The sequence below is a fragment of the Pseudomonas sp. LPH60 genome (assembly GCF_030718165.1).
Taxonomy (GTDB): domain Bacteria; phylum Pseudomonadota; class Gammaproteobacteria; order Pseudomonadales; family Pseudomonadaceae; genus Aquipseudomonas; species Aquipseudomonas danubii.
The window spans coordinates 404,377-421,242 of sequence record NZ_JAVAJH010000002.1; the positions used below are offsets into that span (position 1 = coordinate 404,377).

The 16,866-nt window shown below is 62.3% G+C and carries 13 protein-coding genes; 3 read left to right on the top strand and 10 right to left on the bottom strand.

What is annotated here, in order from left to right:
* Window positions 1-33: 33 nt before the first annotated feature.
* The 10 genes from Q8O96_RS07450 to Q8O96_RS07495 all read right to left on the bottom strand — a co-directional run bounded on the left by Q8O96_RS07450 (window position 34) and on the right by Q8O96_RS07495 (window position 13,813).
* Window positions 34-3,057: a multidrug efflux RND transporter permease subunit gene (locus Q8O96_RS07450; protein ID WP_305948614.1), complete on the bottom strand. Its 3,024-nt coding sequence runs from the start codon at window positions 3,055-3,057 to the stop codon at window positions 34-36.
* Window positions 3,058-3,070: 13 nt separating this feature from the next.
* On the bottom strand, window positions 3,071-4,222 hold the full coding sequence (locus Q8O96_RS07455; protein WP_305948615.1) for an efflux RND transporter periplasmic adaptor subunit: 1,152 nt from the start codon (window positions 4,220-4,222) through the stop codon (window positions 3,071-3,073).
* Between the two features lie 124 nt (window positions 4,223-4,346).
* The gene (locus Q8O96_RS07460; protein WP_102860995.1) at window positions 4,347-5,444 is read right to left on the bottom strand and encodes a DUF1513 domain-containing protein; all 1,098 of its coding nucleotides are present in this window, start codon (window positions 5,442-5,444) and stop codon (window positions 4,347-4,349) included.
* A gap of 2 nt (window positions 5,445-5,446) precedes the next feature.
* Window positions 5,447-6,511: an imelysin family protein gene (locus Q8O96_RS07465; protein ID WP_102860502.1), complete on the bottom strand. Its 1,065-nt coding sequence runs from the start codon at window positions 6,509-6,511 to the stop codon at window positions 5,447-5,449.
* A 44-nt stretch (window positions 6,512-6,555) separates the two neighbouring features.
* Window positions 6,556-7,980, bottom strand: a complete 1,425-nt coding sequence (locus Q8O96_RS07470) for a di-heme oxidoredictase family protein (protein WP_102860503.1) — start codon at window positions 7,978-7,980, stop codon at window positions 6,556-6,558.
* Between the two features lie 189 nt (window positions 7,981-8,169).
* On the bottom strand, window positions 8,170-9,510 hold the full coding sequence (locus Q8O96_RS07475; RefSeq protein ID WP_102860504.1) for an imelysin family protein: 1,341 nt from the start codon (window positions 9,508-9,510) through the stop codon (window positions 8,170-8,172).
* 165 nt (window positions 9,511-9,675) lie between these two features.
* Window positions 9,676-11,727: a bifunctional diguanylate cyclase/phosphodiesterase gene (locus Q8O96_RS07480; RefSeq protein ID WP_102860505.1), complete on the bottom strand. Its 2,052-nt coding sequence runs from the start codon at window positions 11,725-11,727 to the stop codon at window positions 9,676-9,678.
* A gap of 303 nt (window positions 11,728-12,030) precedes the next feature.
* Window positions 12,031-12,627 carry a superoxide dismutase gene (locus Q8O96_RS07485; RefSeq protein WP_011063080.1) on the bottom strand — a complete coding sequence of 199 codons (597 nt, stop codon included), beginning with the start codon at window positions 12,625-12,627 and terminating at the stop codon, window positions 12,031-12,033.
* A gap of 176 nt (window positions 12,628-12,803) precedes the next feature.
* Window positions 12,804-13,406, bottom strand: coding sequence for a LysE/ArgO family amino acid transporter (locus tag Q8O96_RS07490; RefSeq protein WP_102860506.1), 603 nt, complete (start codon window positions 13,404-13,406; stop codon window positions 12,804-12,806).
* A 2-nt stretch (window positions 13,407-13,408) separates the two neighbouring features.
* The gene (locus Q8O96_RS07495) at window positions 13,409-13,813 is read right to left on the bottom strand and encodes an ACT domain-containing protein (RefSeq protein WP_102860507.1); all 405 of its coding nucleotides are present in this window, start codon (window positions 13,811-13,813) and stop codon (window positions 13,409-13,411) included.
* A 110-nt stretch (window positions 13,814-13,923) separates the two neighbouring features.
* Between Q8O96_RS07495 and Q8O96_RS07500 the strand changes: the two genes are divergently transcribed.
* The 3 genes from Q8O96_RS07500 to Q8O96_RS07510 all read left to right on the top strand — a co-directional run bounded on the left by Q8O96_RS07500 (window position 13,924) and on the right by Q8O96_RS07510 (window position 16,856).
* On the top strand, window positions 13,924-14,823 hold the full coding sequence (locus Q8O96_RS07500; RefSeq protein WP_110594895.1) for a LysR family transcriptional regulator ArgP: 900 nt from the start codon (window positions 13,924-13,926) through the stop codon (window positions 14,821-14,823).
* Between the two features lie 97 nt (window positions 14,824-14,920).
* Window positions 14,921-15,913 carry an NAD(P)-dependent oxidoreductase gene (locus Q8O96_RS07505; protein WP_102860509.1) on the top strand — a complete coding sequence of 331 codons (993 nt, stop codon included), beginning with the start codon at window positions 14,921-14,923 and terminating at the stop codon, window positions 15,911-15,913.
* 106 nt (window positions 15,914-16,019) lie between these two features.
* Complete coding sequence (locus tag Q8O96_RS07510; RefSeq protein ID WP_305948616.1) at window positions 16,020-16,856, top strand: ATPase; 837 nt, start codon at window positions 16,020-16,022, stop codon at window positions 16,854-16,856.
* Window positions 16,857-16,866: the final 10 nt, after the last annotated feature.

Sequence of the window (16,866 nt, forward strand, 5' to 3'; positions counted from 1 at the left end):
CTCGCATTGCGAGGCCTTTTGTTTGTCCCCGGCTCAGGCGTCAGGCTTGGCCAGCAGGGTGTAGATGCAGGGGAGGACGAAGAGGGTGAACAGGGTGCCGATGGACATGCCTGTGGCAATCACCGTGCCGATATCGAAGCGGCTGACTGCTCCGGCACCGCTGGCCAGGATCAGTGGCACCATGCCGAACACCATCGCCGCTGTGGTCATCAGCACTGGGCGCAGGCGAATGGACGCGGCTTGCTCCACCGCCTGTCGGGCGCTGAGTCCCTGGTCCCGGCGCAGTTGGTTGGCGAATTCGACGATCAGGATCCCATGCTTGCTGATCAGGCCGATCAGCGTCACCAGGCCGACCTGGGTGTAGATGTTCATGCTCGACCAGCCGAGAAACAGCGGGATCAGGGCGCCGCAGATCGATAGCGGCACGGTCACCAGAATCACCACCGGGTCGCGGAAGCTTTCGAACTGCGCCGCCAGTACCAGGAAAATGATCGCCAGGGCCAGGCCGAAGGTGACCCAGAGCGCGCTGCCTTCCTGGACGTACTGGCGGGCAGCGCTGGCATAGTCGAACGCATAGCCGGCGGGGGCCTCCTGCGTGGCGATCTGGCGCATGGTGTCGATGGCTTCGCCCATGCTGACCACGGGCACACCGGAAATGGTCGCGGCATTGAGTTGCTGGAACTGGTTCAACTGCCGAGGGCGGGCGCGGTCGCTGACTTTGATCAGGGTCGACAGCGGCAAGGCCTCCCCCTTGCTGTTCTTCACGTAGTAGTTGTTCAGCCAGTCAGGGTTGTCCCGATAGGCGCGCTCCACTTGGGCGATCACTTTATAGCTGCGGCCGTCGATGGTGAAACGGTTGATTTCCGCCTCGCCGAGCAAGGTCGCCAGCGTACCCCCCAGGTCCTGCATGGTAACGCCCATCTGCGCCGCCTTGGCCCGATCGATGTCGACCACTACCTCGGGCTTGTCGAAGGCCAGGTCAATGTCGACAAAGGCGAACTTCCCCGACTCCATGGCGCGTTTCTTTACCCGGTTGGCCACCTCCAACAGGGACTCGTAATCGTTGGGGGTGTTGATCACGAAGGCAAAGGGCAGGCCCTCGCCGGTGCCGGGCAAGGCTGGCAGGTTGAAACCGAAGACTTGCAGGCCGGCAATGCCTGCCAGTTTCTCCTGGACCTGAGGCAGGATTTGCATCTGGGTCTGTTGGCGCTGGTTCCAGGGCTTGAGCAGGAAGCCGCCGATCCCTGACTGCACTCCGTTGAAACCGTTGATCTGGAATGAGGAGTAGTACTCGGGGAACTCCTTGAAGATCGCCAGGAACTCATCGGTGTAGGCATTGAGGTACTCCAGGTTGGCCGGTTGCGGCGCCGTGGCCAGCATGAAAACAATGCCCTGGTCTTCGTCCGGTGCCAGCTCCGCCTTGGTGAACTTGAGCAGCAGGGGAATCAGGCACAGCACGATCAGTGCGAACACCAGTACGACGGGGCGGGTATCAAGGGTGCTGTGGAGCAGGCGCTGGTAGCGCTGCTTCAGGCTGTCGAAAATCCGGTCCAGGCGATGGGACAGGCCGCTGGGGTTTTCCTCGCGGCGCAGCAACAGTGCACACATCATCGGTGACAGGGTCAGGGCGACGATCCCGGAAATCACCACGGCCCCGGCCAGCGTCAGGGCGAACTCCTTGAACAGGGCCCCGGTGAGTCCCTGGAGAAAACCAATGGGGGCGTAAACCGCCGCCAGAGTGATGGTCATCGATACCACCGGCATGGCGATTTCCCGCGCTCCTTCGATGGCCGCGTCCAGGGGGGACTTGCCCTCTTCGATGTGCCGATGGATGTTCTCCACCACCACGATGGCGTCGTCCACCACCAGGCCAATGGCCAGGACCATGGCCAGCAAGGTCAGCAGGTTGATCGAGTAGCCCATCAACTGCATGAAGAACATCACGCCGATCATCGACAGTGGAATGGTCACCACCGGGATCACCACCGAACGCAAGGCGCCAAGAAACAGGAACACCACCACAATCACGATCAATACTGCCTCGAACAGGGTCTTGAGCACCTCGTCGATGGAGGCCTGGATAAACAGCGTGGCGTCATAGGCAATGTCTAACTTGAGGGTCGGGGGTAGTTGCGCTTCCAGTTCCGGGAGCAGCTTGCGCACCTCCTTGATCACGTCCAGAGGGTTGGCTCCGGGGGTGGCCTTGATGCCGATGTAGACCGAAGGGACGCCGCCGAAGGAGCTGATGGCGTTGTAGTTTTCCGCCCCCATTTCCACCCGCGCCACATCCTTGAGCAGGACCCGGCTGTCGCCATCGGTTTTCAACGGGATAGCGGCGAACGCCTCGGCGGATTTCAGTTCGGTGTTGGCATTGATACTGGTGACGACGTACTCGCCCTTGACCTCGCCGGCGGCGGACAGAAAATTGTATTGGCGCACGGCATTGCTCACGTCGCTGGCCGCCAGGCCATAGGCCGCCAGCTTCACCGGGTCCAGCCACAGGCGCATGGCAAACACCTGGTTACCGAGGATCTCCGCCTCGGCCATGCCCGGCAGGGTCGCCAGCTTGGGTTGGATCACGCGCGACAGGTAGTCGGTGATCTGTGGGTTGTTCAGTTGCGGGCTGGAGAAGCTGATGTACATCAGCACCGAGGCGTCGGCTGCTTCTTTGCTCAACACCGGGTCTTCGGCTTGCTGGGGCAGCTTGTTCTTGACCTCGTTGGCCTTGGCCAGCAGTTCGGTGAACAGGCGGTCGCTGTTAGAGCCGATCCGGGCGTAGATCGAGATCACCGAGAAGTTCTGCCGGCTCACCGAGGTCATGTAGTCGATGCCTTCGGCGCTAGCCAGGCTCTGCTGCATGGGTTGGGTGATATAGCCCTGGATGGTTTCGGCATTGGCCCCGGGGTAGGCGGTGGTCACCGTGATCAGGGCGTTCTCCATCTGCGGGTACTGGCGCAAGGGCAGCTTGCTCCAGGCCTGGAACCCCAACAGCACAATCAGCAGGCTGACCACGGTCGCGAGCACCGGGCGGCGAATGAACGGATCGGTAAAGGCCATGGGGATTCCTTGATCAGTCGGCGCGGGGCTGGCTGTTCGGCTGTTCCGGTTGCAGCTTGTCCGGAGTGATGCTGATGTCGGCGCCGTTATCCAGTTTGATCTGACCGGCACTGACCACCTGTTCGCCCTTTTTCACGCCCTTGTTGATCATCACCAGGCCGCCGCGATGCTCGCCCGTGTCGACGAAGCGCCGCTCGGCGACCAGCAGCGGCTGGCCCTTGGGGTCTTTCTCCAGGCTGCCGTCGGCGGCTTTCTTTTGCGTTACCACATACACCGAGTTGCCGTAGAGGGTGTAGGTGAGGGTGCTTTCCGGCACCACGACCTTGAGCTGCGGATCGGGGAGCAATACTTGCAGGTCGGCGAACATGCCTGGCAGCAAGCGGCCTCCGGGGTTGGCCAGGGTGGCGCGTACCAGCACGTTGCGGGTGCTGTTCTCGACCTTGGGGTTGATGGCGCTGATGCTGCCGGGGAACGACTCTCTGGGGAACGCCGCAACGCTGAGTTCCACGGTCTGTCCCAGGCGGATCTTGGGCACCGATTGTTCCGGGATGTAGAAGTCCACGTACAGGCTGCTCAGGTCCTGCAGGGTGGCGATCACCGTACCGCTGGCCAGGAAGTCGCCGATATCCACCTGGCGGATGCCGATTGTGCCGGCAAAGGGGGCGAGAATGCGTTTCTTGGCCAGGGAGGCCTTGAGCTGGTTGACCGTGGCCTTGTTTTTTTGCAGCTGTGCCGAGAGTCGGTCGTACTCGCCCTTGGAAATCGCCTGGCTGCCCACCAGTTGGCTGCCGCGTCCGAAATCCAGCTGGGCCAGGCCGAGGTCGGCCTGGGCGGTTTCCAGCAGGGCGCTTTCCACCGCGCTGTCCAGGGTCAGCAACGGCTGGCCGGCCTTGACCTGCTGCCCGGATTCGAACTGCAGGTCCTTGACCGTACCGGCGACTTCCAGGCTGAGGTTGACCCCTTGCAGGGCCTTGAGGCTGCCGACACTGGGCAGCCGGCTTTGCCAGGGGCGCTCGTCGGCGGTAATCACCGCCACGCTGATGGGCGGCTTGGGGGCCGAGTAGACCTGGACCATCTTGTAGATCGAAAACGCCTTGTAGCCGGCCAGCAACAGCACGACCAACAGGACCACACCCAGCATGATCAGCATGCGGCGACGCAGCATATTCCGCTTCCTTGGAAAGCCCGGTAAACAAGCCCGGTAGACATTACTCCGAGTCGCGTGCGGGTTCCAGATGAGCGTCCTGTCGTTCAGCGAAGCTCCCGGCGCCAAGGCCGGGGAGGTTTTTTCAGATCAGATGCAGATGGTTGTCCCAGAGCCCTGCGGGCAGATCCAGCGGCTTTGCCACAATCTGTGTCTGACGACAGTCGTAGAAGCGGCAACGGCCTTGTCCCGACGTCACCACGAAACCGTCGGCCACGGCGCCGACCCCGGCACAGTCTGGCAGGGGCGCATCGACCCGCACTGCGCCGCTGTCCAGGTCCCAGATGAAGAAACGGTTGCCCCGGGGGGCGGTCAGGGCCACCAGGCGCAGGTCGCTGTGCACCGCGACGCTGGCGGTGTAGTGCCCCATGGCTTGCAGCTGCTGTTCGGGCACCGGGAAGGCCGCGAAGGGCTGGCCCGGACGCTTGATTGCCAGGAGTTCCGAGGGCTCGTGGGCGGCGCCCATGAACTGCTGGCCGGTGACGATGGTGCCGTCGCTGGCGATGCCCATGTGGCGCACGCTGTTCATCTGCTGGGCCAGGGTTTCCTTGCTCAACAGGGTGCCGTCGCGCTGCATCAGCACCAGGCTGGGCTCCATGGCATCGAGGTTCATCTCCACCCGGCTCTCGGCTTCAGTGCGGATGCCGCCATTGGCTACCACCAGGGTTTCACCGTCGGGCATCCACGACACCTGGTGCGGGCCGATACCGTGGGTGGACAGCTCAGCGCTGTGCACCAGACGCTCGCCTTCGAAGCGATACACCCCGAGCAGGCCGCGGCCGGGGTCCCGGGTGTCGTTCTCGGTGGCGTACAACCACTGGCCATCCTTGTGGATCACCGCGTGACCGTAGAAGTGCCGGTCAGGTTGTGAGGTCACGGTCTGCAGCAGCGCGCCGTTGCGCAGGTCGATCAGGTAACTCTCGGTGCCCGGGCGCCGGGCCACGAACAGGGCGATCGGCAACTGCGGGTGATTGATGATGTCATGGCAACGCTGGCCGACCTGGGTGGCAAACACCTGTTTACCGTCCAGCTGATAACCGACGGCGTAATGCTTGCCGTCACCATCGTCCCTGGCCGAAAGCAGCAAGGGCTGTTTGCCCTTTTGCTTGAACAGCGTCCAGCCGCCCAAGGTCACCGCACTGAGCAGCAGGCTGCCCAGAACCAAAGCCTGACGTCGCAGCATCATCAGTCACCGTCGTTGGCGTTGAAGCCCAGTTGGATACCCAGCGCCTTGGCCAGTTCGCCTTCGTGCAGGCGGTGGACCACGTTGAGGCTGTCGTACAGATCATTGAGCTGCTGGCGCCCGGCGTCGTCACCGAGCATTTCGGTCAGCGAGCGCTGGGTGCTGGCGAAGAGTTTCAGCGAGGCGGCGTATGCAGCGTCGATCTTGTCGGCCAGGGGCTTCTGATCGGCTGGCAACAGGCCGCGCAGGCCCTTGTTGTCGACTCCGGCCCAGACCGTCTGAGCAGCGCTGAGGCTGGCCTCAAGGCCTTGCAGGGACGACTGGCTGCGCCAGGCGTCGGCCTGGAACGGCTGAGGAATGCCCTTGGTCTGGCGGCCCATCGGCGTGCCGAGCTTCTTCTTCAGGGTATCCAGGGCAGTGACCTGGACCCGCAGCAAATCAGCGATGGCTTCATGGGAGTCGGCGTAGCGCTGGTTGGGGAACTTGCTCATCTGGGCGAGCATGCCGTCGTTGGTATTCCAGCCCGCCAGGATTTCTTCCGCCAGTTGTTTCTGACGTTCACCGATGGCGGTCAACAGTGGGCAGTAGCGAGCTTTCTGTGCGCTGTCGGCCATGTCGATCTTGCTGTCGAACAGGATGTACTCGTAAGCCGACAGTCCTTGCACCACCACACTGGACTTGGCCAGGGCCGCGGCATCGATCTGCGCATTGGCGCTGACCAGTTGTTCGACCTGGCGGCCTACCAGGTTTTTCTTGTCCGGCCAGAACTGCACTTGCCAGGCGCGGTTGCCCTCGGCCAGCGGGCCGATCAGCAGCGGTTGCAGCTCGGCCCAGGCCTTTTGTGCGTGGAGGAAGTCGGCACGGGCAGTGTCCAGGCTTTCCTTGCCTTCGCAGAAGGCCAGGGCGCTGATGGCCAGTTGGCGGTCAGCGTCGACCCAACGGCTGTAGGTCGGCAGGATCACCTGCTTGGCGATAGCGGCCGAGGTCACGGCTTGTGGGTCCTGGGGCGAGCAGGCGCCCAGGGCGAGTGCGGCAAGGCTGGTGAACAGCAGTTTGGGGCGGAACATGTTCGGGCTCCCTTTGTTGTGGAGAAAGCAGATGAGACGAATGTTTATAGCGAATTCAAAAAGGCCAGCAGCGCGGCACGCTGCTCGGCATTGAAGGCGAGAACCTGTTGCTTCGCGCCCTCGGCTTCGCCGCCATGCCACAGCACCGCCTCCATCAGGTTGCGGGCGCGGCCGTCATGCAGGAACTGGGTGTGGCCACTGACGGTTTCCGTCAGGCCGATGCCCCACAGGGGCGCAGTGCGCCAGTCGCGGCCACTGGCCTTGAACTCAGTGCGGTGGTCCGCCAGGCCCTCCCCCATGTCGTGCAGCAGCAGGTCGCTGTAGGGGCGTATCACCTGATTGGCCAATTCGGGTTCGGCGGCGTTGGCCGCAGTGGTGAAGCTTGGGGTGTGGCAAGACTGGCAGCCGGCCTGGAAGAACAGGTTCTTGCCGGCCAGGACCTGGGGCGAATCGACATCGCGGCGCGCCGGTACCGCCAGGTTGCGAGTGTAGAACAGCACCAGGCGCAGGATGTTGTCGCTGACCTCCGGCTCACCGTCCGGACCATTGCCGTTGGGGGCCTGCTTGCAGGCGGTTTGCGCGTCGGTGCAGTCATCGAAGGGCCTCAGGCGGGTGGTCAGGCCCATATCACCAGAGAACGCGTGAACATTTTGTTGATTGAGGTTGGGTTGGCCGGCTTTCCAGCCAAAACGCCCGAGTACGGTCTTTTGCTGGGCGTCATCCCAGACCCAGTTGGGTCGTCCGGCAATGGCCTTATTGCCGGAAGCGGGCCGAGCGTTGGCCAGGATTGCCGCTTCGGGAATGGCCTCCAGCAACCCCAGGCCGATCATCGGCGGCGCCACTCGGGCGGAGAACTGCGTCTCGGGGTGCATTGGGCCGTAGCCCAGGTCCGTGATCTGCAGCCTGGGTTTGCGCAACTCCACCTGGGTGCCGTCCTTGAACCGTACGGGCAGCGGATCGTATTCGACCCGTACCCGGCCTTCGGGGGCGACTCCGGGAATCGCCATGTCTTGCAACTGGCCGCCATACACCGGTTCCGGCACCACGCCGACCTGCTCAATGACCTTGGCGTAGGCCGGGGTATCCGGAATCGACAGGCGCACCAGCATCGACACCGCGTTCAGCGCATCCGGCGCGGGCGGATGGCCGCGGCCGTCCTTGACGTGGCAGTTCTGGCAGGCATTGGTGTTGAACAGCGGGCCGAGGCCGTCACGGGCGGTGGTGGTGGAAGGGGCGATCACCCAGGGGTTGCGGAAAAAACTGTTGCCGACGCTGAAGTCCAGGCGTCGGGTCGGTGGCAGGTTGGCCGATGGCAGGGAGAAGGCATTGCGATCGGCCTTGTTGACCGTGGTCGCGCCGCCGGCCCGGGCTTCCCCTGGTTCGGCCTGGGTAAAGCGCGGAGCGTCATCGCAGGCACTCAGGCTCAAGGCCATGAGTAGAGCGGACCAGCGAAGCAGCGACGGGGGCATCGGACATCCTGCAAGACGAGCAAAACAAGGGCGCAAAGTCTAACAGGGCCGCCTGGATTGAATAAGAGGAATTATCGTTTGGTTTGATTCAGGACAAGCTTGCCGGGAAGCGTCCAGGCGCCTGAAACGGAGCGCCATGGGCACAAAAAAGGCGACCCGCAGGTCGCCTTTTGGCTGAAGCCGCGCTGATCAGAACTCGTGATCGGCGTTGTCCGGGTTCAGGTCGCTGATGCCCAGCTTGCCCGCAGCCTGTTCGATCGAGCCGGTCTGCTTGACCAGGGCGGCGATGGCGTCGCGCACGATCTGGTTGCCGGATTCGTTGCCCGCCGCGATCAGTTGGTCGTAGTGCTCACCCTTGTTGGCGTGGTCGACCATGACTTGGATCTTGGCTTCGGTGGCGGCCAGGTCGGCTTTCAGGGCGGCGTCGGCTGCCGGGTCGGCCTTGGCCACCAGGGACGACAGACTGGCGCCGGTCATCTTGCTGCCGTCGACACGGGTGTACTCGCCCAGATAGACGTTGCGGATGCCCTTGGCATCGTAGAAGTGCGAGTTGTGGGTGTTGTCGCTGAAGCAATCCTGCTCATCTTCAGGGGAGTTGGCTTCCAGGGATACCTTCATCCGCTCGCCCGCCAGTTCGCCCAGGGAAAGGCTGCCCATGCCGAACAGCATCTTGCGCAGGCCGGTCTCGGCCGGTTCGGCTTCCAGGGTGGCGCGGTAGTTGTCGGCCACATCCGGCTTCCAGTTGCCGACCATTTCTTCCAGGTCGTTGACCAGCAGTTGGGTCACGGCCTTCAGGTAGGCGCGACGACGCTCGTTGTGGCCGCCGGTGGCACCGGCACCTTCCAGGTAGTCGGAAGCAGGGCGGGCGCCGGCGCCAGGGCCGGTGCCGTTCAGGTCCTGGCCCCAGAGCAGGAATTCGATGGCGTGGTAGCCAGTGGCGACGTTGGCCTCGGCACCACCCAGCTCGTTCAGGCTGGCGAGGGTTTCCGGGGTGATGTCTTTCACGTCGACCTTGTCTTCGCCGACCTGGATCTGGGTGTTGGCGATGATGTTGGCGGTGGCGCCCGGGTTGCCCAGTGCGTGCTCGTAGCTCTTGTCGACGTAGTCGATCAGGCCTTCGTCCAATGGCCAGGCGTTCACCTGACCTTCCCAGTCATCGATGATGGTGTTGCCGAAGCGGAACACTTCGCTCTGCAGGTAAGGCACGCGAGCGGCAACCCAGGCAGCCTTGGCGGCTTTCAGGGTTTCGTCGTTGGGCTTGGCGAGGAAGGCATCGATGGCGGTTTGCAGGGTTTTCGCGGTGGATTCGGAGTCGCTGTAAACGGCGAATACCATGTCGGCGTAATGCGCGACTACAGCCTTGGCCGCGGCTTCGTCGACCTTGCCGGCAGCGTCAGTGGCTGGGGTGGCAGTGCTGGCGGCCGGGGTCGGCGCTTGAGCGGCGGCCTTGTCGTCTTTGCCTTCGCCGCAGCCGGCGAGGGAAATAGCGATGGCCAACAGACTGGCGGTAGCCAGAGGCATACGAATCATGGCGAACATCCTGCTTCGAGAGGGGGAGTGGACGGCGCTGGGGGGGCGCGCAAAACTGCAACATAATGCGAAAGATTTGCATTATGTGTAAAGGGTCGCGCTTGTAAATATTTCTTATTCAGAAGGGGACTGCGCCAGGTCAAGCCGGCCAGTGCTCTGTTTAGGTCAGAGGATCACCGCGTTGCTGCGCTGCGCCTGTTTCAGGTAGGCGCTCAACTCCCGCGCCGGCAGGGGTTTGCTGTAGTGATAGCCCTGACCTTCATGGCAGCCTTCGGAGATGATGTAAGCCTCCTGTTCGGCCGTTTCCACGCCCTCGGCGATCACCTGCATGCCCAGGCTTTTACCCAGCTGGATGATGGCGCGCACGATGGTCGCATCGTCGTCGTCATCCAGCAGATCCTGGACGAAGCTCTTGTCGATCTTGATCTTGTCCAGGGGCAGGCTTTTCAGGTAACTCAGGGACGAATAACCAGTGCCGAAATCGTCGATGGCGATCAGCGCTCCGGAGCGTCGCAGGCTCAGCAGATGCTGGGCGGCGGTGCTGATGTCTTCCATCAGGCCGGTTTCGGTGACTTCCAGTTCCAGGCTGCGCGGTGGCAGGCGGTAGATCTGCAGCAGGTTGTTGACCACCCGTGGCAGTTCGGCGTGGTGCAGTTGCACCGTGGACAGGTTGACCGCCATACGCAGGTCGCTGAAGCCCATGTCGTGCCATTCGCGCAGTTGACGGCAGGCCTGATCCAGGACCCATTCGCCGATGGCGATGATGGTGCCATTCTGCTCCGCCAGGGGAATGAACAGGTCCGGCGGCACCAGGCCGTGTTCCGGGTGTTGCCAGCGAATCAGCGCCTCGACTCCCACCACCCGGTGGTCGCGATAGCTGATCTGTGGCTGATAGACGAGGAAGAACTGCTCCCGGGTCAGGCCTTCACGCAGGTCCTTCTCCAACTCCCGGCGCCGACGCATTTCGCTGTCGACGCTGGCGATATAGAACTGATAGCGATTGCGTGACCGGCTCTTGGCCAGTGTCATGGTCTGTTCGGCTTTTTGCAGGAGTTTTTCCGTGCTGTCGCCGTCTTCCGGGAACAGGGTGATGCCGATGGTGGCGCGCAGGCGGATTTCCTGATGATCGAGGGCGAAGGTGGCCTCCAGGTCGTCGAGGATGCTTTGTGCCAGTTCTGCGGCTTCATAGGGTTGTTCGATATCGGCCTGGACCAGGGCGAACTGATCGCCACCCAGGCGAGCCAGGGCGCCGAGGCGGCCACTGTGGCCACGCAGGCGATCGGCCAGGGCCAGCAGCAGTTGGTCGCCGGTCTGGTAGCTGAACTGTTCGTTGATGCCCTTGAAGTCATCCAGGCCGACACACAGTACTGCCACCCGGCGTTGCAGGCGTCCGGCGTCCACCAGGATCTTGTCCAGTTGCTGCTGCAGTTGCTGACGGTTCGGCAGGCCGGTCAGGAAGTCGTACTGGGCCATGCGCAGCAGGCTGTTTTCCGCTTCGTGGCGCAAGTGGGTGTTGCGCTCGATGGAGGCCAGCAACTGGTTGGCGGTGATGATCCAGATTCCCAGTTCGTTTTTTTCGTGCCCCTTGAGCAGTGGCAGCTGGTGTTCGCTGGGGCGGTCGGGATTGATGGTAGTCAGGTGCTCGATGATTCGTGACAGCGGTTTGGTCAGCAACCAGTGATAGACCAGGTACAGCACCAGGGCCATGGCCAGGGCGCGCAGGACGCCGGAGATGAAGATGATCACCGAGTTGATGATGAAGCCCTGGCCGTAGGTCGCGGTGTCGAGGGTGATGCTCAGGTCGCCGTAATACTCGCTGTAGGGGCCGCGGCCCACCAACTGGGTGGTGAAGGTGCGTTCCTGGCCAAGAATCAGATCGGTGAGCCAGCGACTGGAAGAATGCTGCAGCTCGCGGGACTTTTCCGCGAGCATGGTTTCATTGGGGTGGCCAATGGAGGCCATGCGCACCGCATCATCCTGGAACAGGCCTTCAATGACTTGCATGCCCATTTCCCGGTCCAGGCTGTAGACCGCCTGTGTCGATGGGTCGCGAAACATGTCGAGAATGCGCTGGGCGTCGTTAGCTACCGCCTGCCGAGTCTTGTAGGCATCGAAGACGATCTGGGCACAGCTCAGGACTACGCCCACTATGAGTGCCGACAGCAGCACAACCCGGAGCAACTTCACCGACAAGCTGTTTTTGAGTTCCAGCTTCAAAGGGCTATTCCTTGTTCCGTGCGCGTAGCGTCAAGTTGCCATGAGTATTGGCAATCCCGTGTTGGCCGTCAAAGTGACATTAAGGCCGAGAACAGGACGTCTGCGGGCCAGGCCCGGGTGATCAGATTCAGGATTGCTATTGCTGTGGATAGTGTGTCGGTAGCGACGCCTTGCAACTTGAGGGGCGGCGTTGATTTTTACATCAGATGAATCTTAGCGTCTCGGCTGGGCGGGACAAGATGCCGGCTTTGTCAGAGGCAAAAAAAACCCGGCCAGGCCGGGTTTTTTGCACTGCAAACGGACTTAAGCGACGAAGTTCTTGCCTTCGAACTGCTCAGCCACGAATTTCCAGTTGACCAGGTTCCAGAACGCTTCGACGTATTTAGGACGAACGTTGCGGTAGTCGATGTAGTAGGCGTGTTCCCAGACGTCGCAGGTCAGCAGCGGAGTGTCGCCGCTGGTCAGCGGGTTGCCGGCGCCGATGGTGCTGGCCAGGGCCAGGGAACCGTCAGCCTTCTTCACCAGCCAGCCCCAGCCGGAACCGAAGGTGCCAACGGAAGTCTTGGTGAATTCTTCTTTGAACTTGTCGAACGAACCGAAGGCTGCGTTGATGGCCTCGGCCAGAGCTCCAGTAGGTTGGCCGCCGGCGTTTGGCGCCAGGCAGTTCCAGTAGAAAGTGTGGTTCCAGACCTGGGCTGCGTTGTTGAAGATGCCGCCCGAAGAGGTTTTGACGATCTCTTCCAGAGTCTTGCCTTCGAACTCGGTGCCTGGCACCAGGTTGTTCAGGTTCACGACGTAGGTGTTGTGGTGCTTGTCGTGGTGGTATTCCAGGGTTTCCTTGGAAATGTGCGGCTGCAGGGCGTCGTGTGCATAGGGCAGCGGCGGCAATTCGAAAGCCATGATGATTCTCCTAATCAGGTCAGTTGCGGTGAGCGCAAGGCCGATCACGGGCGGCCAGACAAGCGCCGGGGAGTTTGTACTCTTTGCGGCGCAGGGTTCGGATCATAGCACCGGGGGTGCGGCTTAACCACGCAACAACTGTGTGGGATAGAGGTTCCAGAGCCTTTTGGAATAAGTCACGCAGCGCTGATCAGCTGGAACGCCACGCTGAACATCATCACCGCCACCAGCAGGTCGAGCATCCTCCAGGTACTGGGGCGAGCCAGCCACGGAGCCAGCCAGGCGGCGCCCAGGGCCAGGGTGAAGAACCACAGCAACGAAGCGCTGGCGGCCCCCACCACGTAAGCGCCGGGCTCGGTTTGTTGCGCCCCCAGTGAACCGATCAGCAGCACGGTATCCAGGTAGACGTGGGGGTTGAGCAGGGTGACCGCCAGGGCACTGAGCATGACAGCCCGCAGCGAACGCACGGTCTGGCCTTCGCCCTGTTGCAGGCTTTGTTTCGAGCAGGCCCGGCGCAGGGCCTGGGCGCCGTACCAGATCAGGAACGCCGCGCCGCCCCAGCGCGCCACGGCCAGCAGCATCGGGCTCTGGGTCAGGATGGTGGCCAGGCCGAACACCCCGGCCGCCACCAACAGGGCATCGCAGGTCACGCACAGTGCCGCCACCGGCAAGTGGTGTTCACGGCGCAGGCTCTGAGCCAGGACGAAGGCGTTTTGCGTGCCGATGGCCATGATCAGGCCGGCGGCCACCAAGAGACCGTTTACATAGCTTTGCCACATGACTACTGCTCCTCGCCGGCGGCCAGTTTTTGCAGAACCTGCATGGCTCGCCGGGCATCCGCCTGACCGACAAACAGGTGGTCGTGGTAGTAGCCGGCGATCACGTTGCAACTGATTCCGGCCTGGCCCAGGGCGCCAGCGAAGGCCGCTGTCAGGCCCACGGCTTCAAGGGCCGAATGCACGTTGAGGGTGATCCAGGCCGCCACGTAATCGAAGGCCAGACCCAGGCGCTCGGCCTGTTGGCGCGGGAGGATAACCGTCAGTCCCTCGCGTTCGCGAAAGCTGCCCAGCACTTCGCAGTCCTGCAGCAGGCTGGGGTCAGTGAGGGAACAGAACACGTACTCGCCGTCGTTGAGCTGTGGGCTCATGCTGCGTAGCAGGGTAGCGAGGGAGGTTTCACCAGCCATGAACAAAATCCTTGAGCGAAGAAGCATTACAGAGGCTTTACGCTGGCTATTTTCTCGCTCCAGGCGGTATAAGAAAAACCAATAGTGCTGATCACTCATTAGGAAAAATGATGTTCGACTACAAGTTGCTCTCTGCCCTGGCCGCGGTGATCGAACAGGCAGGATTCGAACGGGCGGCCCAGGTGCTGGGATTGTCGCAGTCGGCCATTTCCCAGCGCATCAAGCTACTGGAGGCCCGGGTCGGGCAGCCGGTGCTGGTGCGGGTGACGCCACCTTCGCCCACGGAAATCGGGCGCCGCCTGCTCAACCATGTGCAGCAGGTACGCCTTCTGGAGCGGGACCTGCAAAGCCTGGTGCCGGCCCTGGACGAAGAAGGCTTGCCGGAGCGCCTGCGTATTGCCCTCAACGCCGACAGCCTGGCCACCTGGTGGGCTGAAGCGGTGGCTGACTTTTGCGCTGAACATCACTTGCTCCTGGACCTGGTGGTGGAGGACCAGACGGTGGGCCTCAAGCGCATGCGTGCCGGCGAAGTGGCGGCTTGTGTCTGCGCCAGCGAGCGTCCGGTGGCCGGGGCCCGCAGCCTGCTGCTGGGGGCCATGCGTTACCGCGCCCTGGCCAGCCCGGCGTTCATCGCCCGGCATTTTCCCCAGGGCGTGCGCGCCGAGCAGTTGGCTCGGACCCCGGCGTTGGTGTTCGGCCCCGACGATTTCCTGCAGCATCGCTATTTGGCGTCCCTGGGGGTCGATGGCGGTTTCGAACATCATTTGTGCCCATCTTCCGAGGGCTTCATCCGTCTTGCCGAAGCTGGGCTGGGCTGGGGGCTGGTGCCCGAACTGCAGGTTCGCGAGCAACTGCAGCGAGGCTTGCTGGTGGAGCTTTTACCGGATAAACCCATCGATGTGCCGCTGTACTGGCATCATTGGCGCAACGGCGGACAATTGCTGGGCTTGTTGACCGAGCACCTGGCACGTTTATCCGCACAATGGCTGGTGCCTTGGGAGCAGCCATAAGCGTCAAGCGACAAGCTGCCAGTGCACAGCTTGCGCTTCGACTTTCAATGCGCGGCTTGTAGTTCGTAGCTCGTCACTGCTTTGTTTAGGAATATTCATGAAAATTCTGGTTACCGGCGCAAGCGGCTTCATCGGCGGGCGCTTTGCTCGTTTTGCCCTTGAGCAGGGCCTGGAGGTCCGGGTCAACGGCCGTCGCGCCGAAGCGGTGGATCATCTGGTGCGCCGTGGCGCCGAGTTCGTCCAGGGCGATTTGAACGATGCGGGCCTGGTGCGCGAACTCTGTCGCGATGTCGATACCGTGGTGCATTGCGCCGGTGCGGTGGGCTTGTGGGGGCGTTATCAGGATTTCCATCAGGGCAACGTGCTGGTCACTGAGAATGTGGTCGAAGCCTGCCTCAAGCAACGGGTCCGGCGCCTGGTGCATCTGTCCTCGCCGTCGATCTATTTCGATGGCCGTGATCACCTGGGGCTGACCGAAGAGCAAGTGCCCAAGCGTTTCAAGCACCCCTACGCAGCCACCAAGTACCTGGCCGAGCAGAAGGTTTTCGGTGCCCAGGAGTTCGGGCTGGAGGTCATTGCGTTGCGGCCGCGTTTTGTCACCGGTGCCGGCGACATGAGTATCTTCCCGCGGTTGTTGAAGATGCAGCGCAAAGGTCGCCTGGCCATCATCGGCAACGGCCTGAACAAGGTCGACTTCACCAGTGTGCACAACCTCAACGAGGCCCTGTTCAGCAGCCTGCACGCCAGTGGCTCGGCCCTGGGCAAGGTCTACAACATTAGCAACGGTGCGCCGGTGCCGCTGTGGGACGTGGTCAACTATGTGATGCGCCAGATGCAGGTGCCGCAAGTCACCCGCTATCGCTCTTTTGGCCTGGCCTATAGCGTGGCGGCGCTCAACGAGGGGCTCTGCAAGCTCTGGCCCGGCCGTCCTGAACCGACCTTGTCGCGCTTGGGGATGCAGGTCATGAACAAGGACTTCACCCTGGATATCAGCCGGGCCCGGCATTACCTCGGCTATGAGCCCAAGGTCAGCTTGTGGGCCGCTCTGGATGAGTTCTGCAGTTGGTGGAAGGCTCAGGACATAAGCTGAAATCAAAGACTGAACCCGGTTTGCCCGGGCCGGTCCATTGGCCGGGTGAATTAGCGGTTTATACTCGCCGCATTCAGCCATCACCGCGGTTCACAAAGGTTGCCCCATGCGTAACGATGCACACGATGACTTCGATGACGTTCCAAGTCTGCGCGCCGATCCCCTCGATGACGATGTCTTTCCTACCACCAGCGCTGCCCGTGAGCGCACCACCGTGCATTCGCGCAGCGCTCCGGTGGCCAAGGTCAAGGGGCCCAGTACCGGACCATTGTGGGCATTGGTGGGGGCGTTGTTCTTTGCCTTCATCGGTCTTGCCTGGTGGAGCTTCCAGCAGATTTCGCTGATGGAGCAGCAACTGGTGGCGACCCAGGAAAGCTTCGCCAGGATCAGTGAAGAGGCCGCTGGCCGTCTGCAGGACATCTCCGGCAAGGTAGTGGCCAGCCAGACCAATGTCACCACTGACAGCGAAGCCTTGAAGCTGCAGATCAAACAGTTGGAAAGCCGGCTGCAGGATCAGAGCCGACAACAGCAGGGCGTGGCCGGGCAGGCGACTGACCTGGACAAGCGCCTGGCGCAGATGACAGCCCAGACTGCCGAGCAGCAGGCGGCCAACGTGCAGTTGCAGGCCCAGGTGAAAGCCTTGAGCGCTGAACTGGCGAGCCTCAAAGGCGTCCAGGCGGACGCCGGCAAGCTCGATAGCCAGCTCAAGAGCTTGAATGCCGACCTTGCCGCATTGAAAAAACAGGGCAACCCGAGCGCTGCCATCGAGCGACTGGAGCAGGAGCTGGTGGTACTCAAGAGTGGGCAGGACAATCGTCCCGCTGCCCAGAGCGGAGCCAGCACCGCCGAGTTCGATGCGTTCCGTGGCCAGGTCACCCGCAACATCAATACCCTGCAAAGCCAGATCCAGAACCTGCAGCAGCAGATCAATACCCGTCCTTGAGTGGTCAGGC